The sequence below is a fragment of the uncultured Paraglaciecola sp. genome (assembly GCF_913020055.1).
In the GTDB taxonomy this organism is placed as follows: Bacteria; Pseudomonadota; Gammaproteobacteria; order Enterobacterales; family Alteromonadaceae; genus Paraglaciecola.
Genome location: NZ_CAJWCF010000014.1, coordinates 43,085 through 55,777, shown reverse-complemented (window position 1 = coordinate 55,777; position 12,693 = coordinate 43,085). Strand labels below are relative to the sequence as shown.

The window sequence follows — 12,693 nt, the reverse complement described above, 5'->3', positions numbered from 1 at the left end:
ATATTTGGACAATGATGAAAAGTTCAATAAAAACAGTATGTTTAGTGTTCAACAACAGTTAATACAAACATAGCCTTATTTTTATGTTCTTCGGTTGTGCAGAAACACCTGTTCACCAACACACAATTACCTTGGAAGACTCTAATTTTGAATTAGTTACTTATCGCTATTTTAGTCGTAAGCTGGATTTTGATTCTTTGCCAAATGAGCAAGTGATATATCTGACCCATTGGGGAGCAAGTCCAACGGCTGAATTTAAGTATGGTGAGCAACGATTGTCTATTTTTTACCAAGGTAAAGAGACGGAAAAAGTATATTTAAAGCTAAACAATATAACAAAGTCCATTTCATTCAGCATCCAAGGTAAACCTGCTCAGTATGACAATACCTATATTCAACAGCACAGAGGAAAAGTAACAGCCGAGGTCCCTGAGGTTTACGAGCTAACCAATATAGTCTTGGCGTTAGCAGATAAGTTTCATCAAACAAATTATGGTAGTCACTCGGAAGGAGATTATTATCTTCAGATGATTAAATGGTTTGCTCCTTTCAAAGACCATGCGTTGTTTAGCGCATTGAACAATGTTGATTATTATTCCCTTGTTGAAAACGGTCCAGCGTATGTTTTTGTTAATGATAAAATAGAAAGTTCAGATATTTACAATGGTTTTAGAGCGCAAGACGCTGTGGCAGACAACTTAGAACTGTTAGAGAACTTTGCTGAAACCAGTAATTTTAGGACGTTTTACCAGCAGCAACAGCTTTATTATCTGGGCTTAACCAAGCAGTTTCTAACAGACACCCAACCGAAAAATATCTGGAAATGGTTAGAGTCGCAGTTCCCCGCCAAATATCAAAGTTACAAAGTGTTTTTCTCGCCTCTAGGGGCGGGCAATCATAGCGCGCGTATGTATACAGACGGTGATTTTAAAGAATCGGTGATGTTTATCAGTGGCCCCAATCGTTACGAGAAAGCAGCAGATTCTGCGTCGCTTCGGGCAATAAAATTAAGCCGTTCGTTTTTTACTGAAATTGATCATGCTTATGTTAACCCGGTTTCAGATAACTACATTGAAGATATTGACCTAGCTTTGCCGGACTTAAGTACATGGTACAAAGGTGGGGGCTACAATAAACCTTATTCCACATTTAACGAATACATGACATGGTCAGTATTTTTGTTATACGCCATGGACAAATATTCTACGGATGAATATTTAATGATAAAAAATTATGTCGAAAATTTTATGGTGAATAAACGCGGGTTTTATAAATTTAAGACATTTAATAAAGAGTTGACTCGGTTGTATGAAAAAAGACGTCCAGGGCAAACTATCGTAGACCTGTATGACCCCATTATTAATTGGCTAAAAGTCAATTGAACAATTATTAAGTGATATTGATGCGCCAGTTAAGGCGCACCACAATTTTTTTATTCTACTAATGCTTGATAGACAAGGTTTCTGAAATCATCATGATAGCGATGGAAACCCATTGGTATAAATTGGGCCATTGATATTAATATGATTTTCTCTACTGGGTCGACTCGGAAATAAGTCGAGGCAGCTCCTCCCCAACCAAAGTTACCCTTTGAACTCATAAACCCTGACATACCTGGATCGACTGTGACCGACATCGCAAGGCCATAACCTTCGCCTTGTGAATCTGCGTTAAAAGGAATTAAGTTGTTAGGCAAGTGGTTACTGCTCATGTATTCAACCGTTTTTCTACCTAAAATCCTTACACCATTGATTTCACCGCCATTCAGCATCATTTGTGCAAAGGTAAAATAATCTTGCATTGTGGAGACTAATCCACCGCCAGCATTGTGGATTTCTGGATCGCTCATGTAGTCACCTAAAGGCTCATTCTGCATGACGATGGTTTTACCCGTTTTTCTATCAGCAGTGTAAATCTGCGTGAGTCTATCAACTTTATTAGCCGGTACATGGAAGCCCGTGTCTTTCATTCCTAAAGGTGAAAATATAGTTTCTTGCATATATTCACCCAGTCTTTTACCACTAAGTTTTTCCATTAAAAAACCAATGATATCGGTTGATACACCATAATTCCATGCTGTGCCAGGCTGGTGGACGAGAGGCAGTGCAGCCATTTTACTGAGTATATTACTGCGGTTCAATTCGTCAGGTTTAGATAACAATTGTTGATACAGTTTGTCTACTTCGCTACCAGTAAAACCATAACTTAAACCAGAGGTATGCATAAATAAGTCGATTATACGAATGGGGCTTTTGGCATCTTCAAGCACCATATCGTCTCCAGCCCCACTCACATAGACCTTCATGTCCTTGAATTCAGGTAGGTATTTAGAAATGGGGTCAAACATGTGAAACTTGCCTTGTTCCCAGAGTGTCATGGCGGCAACGGCTGTAATGGGTTTACTCATAGAGTAAATTCTGAAGATGGTATCTTCACTCATAGATTTACCAGCTTCTTTATCCTGCATACCTTGAGCGTTGAGATATACAATTTTTCCGTCTTTGGCAACTAAGGTCAAAGTGCCGGCTAATTTTCCTTGGTCAATATAAGACTGCATAACCGGTGCGATCCGGTCAAGTCGTTCGGTTGAAAATCCTACTGATTCAGCTAAGTTAGCTGTATTTTTTGCGTCGACAACAGTTGACTGGCAAGCCATTAACGAACAGCAAAGCATTAACCCAAAAATAAACCTCATCACATCCCCTTAACATTTTATTCGAGCCGACAGTTTAAACAGAGTTGAGAAGGGGGCAAGTTGATTTGAATGATTGGACTGCATATCGCAAGGTTATGCTTCGAAAATTGATAAGAAGGAACTGGTTTATTAAATAACCTGAGTTTAGGTTATTTAATAAACCAGCCATTCAAAATACATTATGGCCCTTTAGGGTATTATTTTCGAAGAGCGAAAATCCAGCATGCTATCCAACCAAAAACAAACATGGAAACTGTTATATCTACAATATGTGCGTATCGCAATGCTTCATTCATATGTGGATTGGGGTATAGCAGTTGTGCTGACCCCAGTGCCGCTAATCCCAAACCAACGCTAATGCGCAGTTGACGCTTTGTACCTGAAAAATGTATCACTATGGGTAACAATATCAGTCCCCACAACACGCCTCTGGCTACTTGAAATAAAGGCATCCAAACGGGAACCTGTAAGTGTTCATAAGTGGGTTGAAATGACTCGCCTGCTAGGGGAATTAAAATAAACATACCCGCTAATATGTAGCAAGTCGCATAAACTACACTTACTACGAGCAAACGTTTAGTCAAGGTTGTTAGGTTACCCAAAGCAGACCGTTGGGGAAATGCTAAGGATGCAGCATTTGATTTTTTGTCACCCCATTTCCCCATAGACCAGACTAAAACTGGGCAGTACAGTAACGCCATGACTAAACCTTGTAATTCCATCGCATTAATCTCTGCTAAAGACATCAATGGCGTGGTTGTCCAAATGTTTAGAAAAAAAGCAGCTTCAATCATCATCATAAACACTTTAGTACCGTGAAAAAACAAAATGGCAACACAGGTCAGTTTTACGCCAGTTAGGTTAATACGACTCAGCAACCACATCATGGTTAAGGTTTCGATCACACTAACAGAAGCGAATGCCAATCCATCCAGCTCTTCTTGGTTAGCGCTAGATGCGGTTGTAAACATGCCAACTAATGTGGCTGCTACAATCAATGCGATAAAATGTCAAAGGCTAAGCCCAATGGTTTTAATTAGTAATTGAAGAGCGGAGGTAAAATTAAACCTAGTTTGATGGTGCATGTAAATTCCAAGGTATTTAAGAAGTGAGGCTCAGCTTAAACGGCAGGATGGGCAGGTAATATAGGAAATACCTCCCAATATGGGCTAAAACAACTAGGAAAATCGTCCTATTAGTGGATTTACGTCTTATTCACTTAGAGGTGAAGAGATTCGATTGATGAGCGCGACTCTATTTGTCACTTCCATCTTTTTGAATATACTCGATAGGTGATTTTTTACGGTGCTGGGTGAAATGCAAAGTTTATCTGCAACTTGTTTATTGCTTAAACCACTGGTTACCGCCATCACTACTTCTTGCTCTTTTCTGGTAAGACAATCAGGTAATTCAAATTGCGAATCGGACGTTTTGGGCTTAGCCACGGGAGCCGGATAGAGTTCATTTTGAAAATACCACATCACACAGTTATTCAGTAAATAGATCAATGGTAAACTTAGGGTCACGCCATGAGTCATTGTTTCACTGCCCCAAAATAATACCTCTGTTATCGCTAAGCCAATTGATATCAAAGGCATTGCGCTGGAAATTAGTTTGGGTTTGGTTGAAGTGAAAACTTGCTGGTAATAGCGAAAATATAACTGTTGAGTATAGATAACCACAACAATCAAAATACAAATGGGAATGCCTGATACGACTAAATATTGGGTAGTAGGAACATACCAAATTGCAATCCCAATTAAAAAGCAGATTAGTAGCAATCCTAAAAATATAAACTGTTTTTGTTGAGTGAAATCAAGTTGGAATAAAATATGGTTATAACGTGGTAATAGATAAACAAGGCTACCAATCATCACACAAGCACCAGATAAAAATGTCTGCATAATATAAGGGCTATTCACCACATTAGCCGTGATATACAGACTTCCCGTACCCAAAATCATAAACAAGGTGAGTACTAAATAAATGGCTAATGATTCTTTAAATGCGGGCGAATTTTTATGCCGTGAATTCTGATTAGTAATTAAGGCCACACCACTGAGCAGGGATACTAAATAAAACGTAAAATATAAATGGATCATGAGTGGTTGCTAATAGCCTATTGTTTAAATCGCTAAACATCTAACAACTTAGATCGTGAGTCAGAGAAGAATAAATAGTAATCCCGCACTATGCAATAGACCTTGATTCAGTGAACAGAAGGCTTTTGACTTGCTGACAGCGCTGGCAAAAAATACTGGCAAAAATTTACCAGTCGATGACCTAGGCGCAAAGACTTAAATGTGTTTTTGGATTAAAAATAGAAAACGGTGAGCAATGCGGTGGTGGATTAAACGAGATTTTCTTACGTTTAGATTAGTATTATTGCTCGACTTGATTAAGCCGAGCAATAATATTTAGCTTAAAATGTATTGATAAACTATTTGCCGCCTTGCAATTTTTGCATCAAATAAACATGTTGTAAGGCTAATCGCTTGGCGGTTTCTTTTAGGTTAGCCGCGGCAGAATGTCCACCATCGATATTTTCGTAATACAAAAACGCATGTCCCTGGTCTTCCATACGTTTTGCGACTTTACGTGCATGTGCAGGATGAACTCGATCGTCTTTGGTTGAAGTAATAAAAAACACTTCTGGATAATCGGCTTGTGGATCAACATTGTGATAAGGCGAAATTTTGCGTAAAAATGCGCCTTCAGTTTCATCTTCTGGGTCACCGTACTCACCCATCCAAGATGCTCCAGCTAGCAACTTGTGGTAGCGCAACATGTCCAATAACGGCACCGCGCACACTACAGCATTAAATAAGTCAGGACGTTGAGTAAACATTACCCCCATCAATAATCCACCATTAGACCCACCTTCAATACCAAGATGTTTTTCTGAGGTAATGTTTTTGGCAATCAGGTCTTCGGCTACAGCGATAAAGTCATCATAGATATTTTGACGTAGGGTTTTTAAGCCTGCTTGATGCCAGCTTGGTCCATATTCACCGCCGCCACGGATATTCGACAGTACAAAAACACCACCCCGTTCAATCCATAGCTTTCCACGGGTTGCTGAATAACTTGGATTAAGTGACACTTCAAAACCGCCATATCCATAAAGCAGTGTTGGATTACTGCCATCCAGTTTTAAATCTTTTTTACGTACCACAAAATAAGGAACTTGGGTTCCATCTGTCGAGGTGGCAAAAAATTGTTCGCTAATCATACTCTCTGCGTCAAACCAGCTTGGCAAAGACTTAGCGATGGCTTTTTTACCGGTTTGAGTATTGTAGGTATACAGCGTGTCAGGCGTTAAAAAGCTTTCAGTCGAAATAAAGGCGACATCTTCTTTGTCGGTAGTACTACCTATAGAAACCGAGCCATTGGTCGGAAAATCGAGTTTTTTCGAGTTCCACTGTTCGCCGTTCCAATCAAATTCATAGGCCGCACCTGTGACATCACGATAAATGCTCACCAATAACTTAGACCGAGTTGACCCAAAATTTTCAATTGACGATTTTTCATCTGGACTAAACACTAAATTCAGCTTTCCAATTTCACCATCATCCATGAAATCTTCCATGCCAAAACTGACTAAGGCACCGGATTTAAACTCACGCCAGTCTTCTGCTAATTTTACTATTACTTGGCCTTTAAATTCACCGGATACTGAAGATTTGAGCGGCACCGGGAACTTCACCGTTTGAGCAATGCTACCGTCGGCATTCCGTGGAAACCAATAGGTTTCAGAATCGTAGAAGGTAATGGCGCGAGTAGCGACAATTTCTCGACTACCATTAGACAACTCCCATACACCAGCCCAATAACCTACATCGGCTTGTTCACCCCGAGCAAACTCTACTGCGCTGGATAAAGGTGTACCTCGTTGCCACAATTTAGCCAGCATAGGGTAGCCAGAATCCGTCATGCTGCCTTCACCAAAATCAACACCAACTACCATGGCATCTTCACTCAACCAGCTCATGCCACCTTTTGATTCTTCGGTGATAAAGCCATTTTCAATAAAAGATTGAGTACTGGTATTAAATTCCCGGCGAACAACTGCATCTTTGCCACCATCTGAAAGATTAATTATGCAGCGTTCATATTTGGGGGGCAGACATGTCATGCCTTTATAAACCCAGTTTTTATCTTCGGCTTTAGAAAGGGCATCAATATCGAGTACGGTTTCCCACTTTGGTGACTCGGTGAGGTAACTCTCTAGGCTTGATGTACGCCAAATTCCCCGCACATGCTGTGCGTCTTGCCAAAAATTATGAACAGCACCGCCACGATAAGATACATAGGGGATTTTGTCCTTACTTTGCAGTATCGACAGGGCCTCAGCTTCCAAAGTTTTAAACAGTGGATCAGCGGTCAGACGGGCTAATGTACTGCTATTCCAGGCTTTCACTTCTTCAAGGGCTTTGTCACCTAATACTTCTTCTAGGTATAAGTGATCCGCATCGGTCTGACCTGGGGTGGTATATTGCATGGTTTTAGCTGCTTGTTTTTTAATAGAAGTGACTTCGGCTGTTTGCGAACTATTGTCGGGAGGCGAACAAGCACTTATGAGCAGTGCCGAACCCAATAAAAGGGCTTGTGTAAAATAAGATGGGTGCATATCGAATTCTTTGAAGTAAAAAAGGGCCCTATCTAAACAAAGTTTATAACAGCTTGCAAGTAGGGCACATTTGCATAATTCTTAACTAGTTCTTATAAAAACAGTATTTTAAACAGAGTCTTATAAGACGTTAGTGTAAAAGAAATTGGGCTAAACAAGCTAGGGTTTGTTGCTGGTGGAGATAAAAATATTAATCATATAGGCAGACTTTTGTTCACTGTCTCCAGTCACTTGGATCGCTCTAAAATTGAATATAACTTGTTTTAAAGTTGGCTCTAACCCTAAAATTTAAGATGTGGAGTAATAAATTAAAGGGTTATTTTTCATTAATGACCTCTAATACATTATCGACGAGTTCTTTTCCTCCGACTCTGAAATAGAAATCAGGCCAAATTGAGCGGGCTTTTGCTTGCCAGTCGTCTTTTTCATTGAGTGGGTCAGTAAATATCATTCCCTTACTTTTGGCAAATTGAGTCATTTTGAGATCTTCTTTTTTGACCAATTCCCAACTATACACTTCAGCCTCCCTTGCGGCTTGTCTGACTAAAGCCTGACTTTGTTTACTTAATTGGCGATAAAATGATTCGGACAGCATATGCGGAGCGGTAAACATAAAATAGCGAATGTTAGTCACATATTTTAATATATCCCACACCTCTTGAGTCTTATTCACTCCATCAAAAATAATATTAATTGGATTTTCTTGACCCTGGATAACTCCTGATTCCAACGCTGGCCATACTTCAGTCCAGGGTAAGGGGACGGGTTCAATACCCCATGCTCTAAACGCTTCAATCATTAACTGATTGCGCGGAACTCGAATACGCAATCCTTGTAAATCAGTGGTTTTTCTCACTGTTTTTTTACTGTTGGCCAATACTCGATAACCGCCAATAAAGAAACTCAGTGGTCGAACATTTGACTCCAAACCAGCTCTATCGGCAATTTCACTCATCAAGGGAGAGTGAAATAATTTTTTGATACCTGCCTCATTAGGGAACATATAGGGTAAGGCAAGAAACCCTAACGAAGGTGCAAAAGGGGTTAAGTTATTCGTCGCCACCATACCCATGTGACTTTTTCCTTCGGCAATATTCATCACAATGTCATGTTCGGTTGTTACGCCAAACTTGAGTTGTACTTTCAATTTACCGCCAGAAAGGCGCTCTAAGGACTCTTTGAATTTTGTCGCATATTTCCAGTAACCACCTTCTTTAGCGGTTGAGCCTTCAAATACCATGGTGGCAGTATCAATTTTTTTAGCTTTGTTATTGTATAAGAATTTTTTTTCTAGTCGTTCAAGGTAATTACCTGAAAATGGGTCTCGGTGGGTAGGTGACCAACTTTCCCAGTCTGACAAACCATAAGTCGCTAATACCTTCGCCAGTTCACCTGTGTGTTTCTCATGTTTGTGATCCCAGCTGTCACGAGATCTGCAAATTCTTGAGCTTGTTTGTTGCTTGGTGAGAAACCGATATATAAATGGTCTGAAGGAATTGTTCCACCTTCCTCAAGCTTCCCTCCTTGCACATTTTTAGTATGGAAGTCGAGAATGTTTTTGTCTTCTAATAATACATCTATGTAGCCGTTTTCGAGTAACTTCATTAAGTTCGTTGTCGAATTATCTCCATAATATTGGTATATAAAACGCTCGTCATTGGCATATCGTTGAATGTAACTGTCGGCGATGCCGTAAGATTTTCCCACCTCAACACCTAATATTTGGCCCTTTAGTGAATTTAATCCGGTATAAAGCCAGTCACTTTTTTCTGATCTGTACATTGAATATTGAACTTGACCGATGCTCTCATCGGGATAAACAAGTTTTGGTGCATTTCTTTGCAAAATGCCGATTACACCATCGATACTATTATTATCAAGCATGCGCATTGCGCGATTCATTGGAAAATATTGAATTTCAACTTGTACATCTGTTTTATCAAAGATGCGTTTTACAATATCAATCAGCACCCCTTGATTAAGCGCATTCTCAGCACAAATATAAGGGCACCTTTCTGTTACCGCTAAGCTGATTTTGGTATCAGCCTTTACGACAAAAGCCATACAAAAAACAGTTGTTAATAAACATCTAGTAAACAAGTGTTTAATTGTACTCATTGTCATAGAACTGGTCCTGTAGGCGGGCGATTATTTACATTAACAGTTTTGATTTATATCCCCTAGTTAATTCAACGGGTTACGTTTTCACTTAAAAGCTTTAACAGAACCTAGTATTTAATATTGGAATAAGTGGTATTCAATGAGCAGTTGATTACTTATCGGAAGGGGGACAAGTTGAGCATAAAACTAGAAGGTTATATGCACAGCTCAAACATGTTTTTAGAGTATCTGTTCTGATTGTTTTGTTATTCACACCAGCATATGACTCACACTTTTTTGTTGCTTCCCCCCTTTGTAATTGACAAGCCTCAGTTGCTGTTTTCGTTGGCGCGACTGTAACTAAACTACTACAAAACATGTGATTAGGAATGTATTTTATTCTTGTCAGTACATACTTAGACAAGCATACTAAAATTTGTTTATCACTAAGTATTTTAAGGCGTTTTCCATGAAATTATCCTCTTTCACCCTCGCTATTTTAGCGGGTAGTCTAGTGTCATTGAGTGTGCGTGCACAGCAGCCAATTAGTATTTCAACTGAGCTTGAGCAAAAAGTGATTGAGTGGCGCCGTGATTTGCATCAACACCCTGAGTTAAGTAACCGTGAGTTCCGTACTGCTAAAGTAATTGCGGCACATTTAGAATCACTTGGCTTAGAGGTACAAGCTGGTGTTGCACATACCGGCGTGGTGGGAGTGTTAAAAGGGGGCAAACCTGGGCCGACCGTTGCCTTGCGAGCCGACATGGATGCCTTGCCGGTTGTGGAACAAACCGATCTTGCTTTTAAATCAACCGCTAAAGCGGAGTATCGCAATAAAGAAGTAGGCGTTATGCATGCTTGTGGACATGACTTGCACATGTCTATGCTTATGGGGGCGGCAGAAAAACTTGCCAAAATGAAGGAGCAAATAGCAGGTACAGTCGTCTTTATATTTCAACCGGCAGAAGAAGGCGCACCGGGTAATGAAGAAGGTGGTGCTGAACTAATGCTTAAAGAGGGCGTTTTTACACAACATAAGCCTGAAGCGGTATTTGGAATACACGTTTGGTCTGCAGGTACCGTGGGTCATATTAGTTATAGAGAAGGGCCACTTATGGCATCTTCCGACCGCTTCGAAATTACTGTGAAAGGTCAACAAACTCATGGTTCACGGCCTTGGGGTGGTGTTGATCCAATCGTTGCAGCGGGTCAAATTATTGGTAGCGTACAAACCATCGTTAGCCGTCAAGTGAACATTACCAAAGCGCCAGCTGTAGTAAGCTTTGGCATAGTTGAAGGGGGCGTTCGAAATAACATTATTCCAGATGAAGTCTACTTAGAAGGCACCATTCGTAACTTTGATATGGACAATCGCGCGCAAATCTTTGAAAACTTAAAAACCACCGCAGAAATGACCGCCAAAGCAACTGGCGCCGAAGCGCACGTGCATATTGACGAGGGTTATCCGGTTACGGTTAACGATATTAAACTCACACAAAAAATGCTGCCCACAATAGAACGCGTTGCAGGTAAAGATAAAGTCCACATAAGTGAACTTGTCACTGGCGCAGAAGATTTTTCGTTTTTTGCACTAGAAGTCCCAGGTCTATTTGTATTTCTAGGCATCACACCTGAAGGCCAAAACGCAGTCACTGCACCAAGTAATCATTCACCACTTTTTTACGCCGATGAAAAGGCATTAAAAACAGGCACTGAACTCTATGTGAACTGGGTGATAGATTACGCAAAGTTGTAAACTCAAATGTGCTTCGGACGCTGCTAACCGCGCAGCGTTTGCTGTCATTTTATCCAAGAACAAACCATTTTTATTGAAACTTTAAAGACGAAAAAAGCAGTGGCTTAGCCATCAAAATGATATTGGCGAAGCTGATACTTTCGTCTTTTGATCTATCCTCGCATGTATGTTCGCTAATTATCTGGTAAATTTAGTAGGGCAATTTACAGCCGACACCGCGCGGGATTCGAGTCAAAAATCGTATGGAGGGGGTGCCCGTTAGGGCATTAAATTAGAAGGTAACACCTGCTATTCAAACATTACTTTAAAATGAGAGTCCTGATAATTTTAAAGTTTACTCTGTCCCTAGAATTTCATATATTTTTCTGAGTTGGTTTTGGGTTTTATGCCCTGTCGGGCACCCGCGTCTATGCGGGTTTTCGATTGGCATCCCTGCCAAACGACTTACTTTTTCGCTGCAGCTCCAAAAAGTAAGCAAAAAGAGCCGCTCGCCGGTTATGTTCTTCATCCAATTATTTTTGATATTTAGTCGGTCGTCGTAATGTGCTCCCAGCACTCTACGACTCAATTTACTTCCTTGTAAATTGCCCCACTAAATATCAAAAATAATTGGCGAACCTAGATGCGAGGGTAGGGCAAAAGCATCGGCTGTGCCGACAAGTGATTTGGTGGTTCCGCCACTGATTTACTGCTTTGAAATATTTGCTTATTAGAATGAGGTTATTCGTAATTACCTGATTCAGTTGTTGTTTTTCATGTTTGTTACAATGGGTGTCTAGATAAGTGGTATCTAGATAAGTGGTAGTAGCGTACAAACCATCGTTAGCCGTCAAGTGAATATTACCAAAGCGCCAGCTGTAGTGAGCTTTGGCATCGTTGAAGGGGGCGTTCGAAATAACATTATTCCAGATGAAGTCTACTTAGAAGGCACCATTCGTAACTTTGATATGGACAATCGCGCGCAAATCTTTGAAAACTTAAAAACCACCGCAGAAATGACCGCCAAAGCAACTGGCGCCGAAGCGCACGTGCATATTGACGAGGGTTATCCGGTTACGGTTAACGATATTAAACTCACACAAAAAATGCTGCCCACAATAGAACGCGTTGCAGGTAAAGATAAAGTCCACATAAGTGAACTTGTCACTGGCGCAGAAGATTTTTCGTTTTTTGCACTAGAAGTCCCAGGTCTATTTGTATTTCTAGGCATCACACCTGAAGGCCAAAACGCAGTCACTGCACCAAGTAATCATTCACCACTTTTTTACGCCGATGAAAAGGCATTAAAAACAGGCACTGAACTCTATGTGAACTGGGTGATAGATTACGCAAAGTTGTAAACTCAAATGCGCTTCGGACGCTGCTAACGCTTGCTGCGTCCGCTATCATTTTCCCTAATGAATAAACCATCCCTTACATATATGTTCGCCAATTATTTTTGAAATTTGGGAGCTGGCTAGAAGAGATTCGAGTCAAAAAAGCATGGAGTAGGGTGTCCGTTAGGGCATAAAA

Annotated in this window: 8 protein-coding genes and 1 pseudogene; 3 read left to right on the top strand and 6 right to left on the bottom strand. The window is 40.4% G+C overall.

What is annotated here, in order from left to right:
* The first annotated feature begins 83 nt into the window (after nt 1-83).
* Nucleotides 84-1,382 (top strand): DUF4932 domain-containing protein, encoded by a 1,299-nt coding sequence (locus tag QZ488_RS04895; protein WP_293746684.1) that lies wholly within the window; start codon nt 84-86, stop codon nt 1,380-1,382.
* 50 nt (nt 1,383-1,432) lie between these two features.
* Here QZ488_RS04895 and QZ488_RS04890 read toward each other — a convergent pair whose 3' ends face one another.
* The 6 genes from QZ488_RS04890 to QZ488_RS04865 all read right to left on the bottom strand — a co-directional run bounded on the left by QZ488_RS04890 (nt 1,433) and on the right by QZ488_RS04865 (nt 9,449).
* Complete coding sequence (locus tag QZ488_RS04890) at nt 1,433-2,695, bottom strand: serine hydrolase domain-containing protein (RefSeq protein WP_293746683.1); 1,263 nt, start codon at nt 2,693-2,695, stop codon at nt 1,433-1,435.
* Between the two features lie 197 nt (nt 2,696-2,892).
* A complete protein-coding gene (locus QZ488_RS04885; RefSeq protein ID WP_293746682.1) occupies nt 2,893-3,666 on the bottom strand; it encodes a hypothetical protein in 774 nt (257 codons plus the stop codon).
* Nucleotides 3,667-3,906: 240 nt separating this feature from the next.
* The gene (locus QZ488_RS04880) at nt 3,907-4,797 is read right to left on the bottom strand and encodes a LuxR C-terminal-related transcriptional regulator (protein WP_293746681.1); all 891 of its coding nucleotides are present in this window, start codon (nt 4,795-4,797) and stop codon (nt 3,907-3,909) included.
* Nucleotides 4,798-5,135: 338 nt separating this feature from the next.
* Nucleotides 5,136-7,325, bottom strand: coding sequence for a prolyl oligopeptidase family serine peptidase (locus QZ488_RS04875; RefSeq protein WP_293746680.1), 2,190 nt, complete (start codon nt 7,323-7,325; stop codon nt 5,136-5,138).
* A gap of 316 nt (nt 7,326-7,641) precedes the next feature.
* Complete coding sequence (locus QZ488_RS04870) at nt 7,642-8,685, bottom strand: TRAP transporter substrate-binding protein (protein ID WP_293746679.1); 1,044 nt, start codon at nt 8,683-8,685, stop codon at nt 7,642-7,644.
* An 11-nt stretch (nt 8,686-8,696) separates the two neighbouring features.
* Nucleotides 8,697-9,449, bottom strand: a complete 753-nt coding sequence (locus QZ488_RS04865; protein ID WP_293746678.1) for a transporter substrate-binding domain-containing protein — start codon at nt 9,447-9,449, stop codon at nt 8,697-8,699.
* Nucleotides 9,450-9,894: 445 nt separating this feature from the next.
* Here QZ488_RS04865 and QZ488_RS04860 point away from each other — a divergent pair, with 445 nt between their 5' ends.
* Nucleotides 9,895-11,181, top strand: coding sequence for an amidohydrolase (locus QZ488_RS04860; RefSeq protein ID WP_293746677.1), 1,287 nt, complete (start codon nt 9,895-9,897; stop codon nt 11,179-11,181).
* A gap of 809 nt (nt 11,182-11,990) precedes the next feature.
* A pseudogene (locus QZ488_RS04855) lies at nt 11,991-12,521 on the top strand (M20/M25/M40 family metallo-hydrolase); the annotation flags it as partial.
* Nucleotides 12,522-12,693 lie beyond the last annotated feature (172 nt).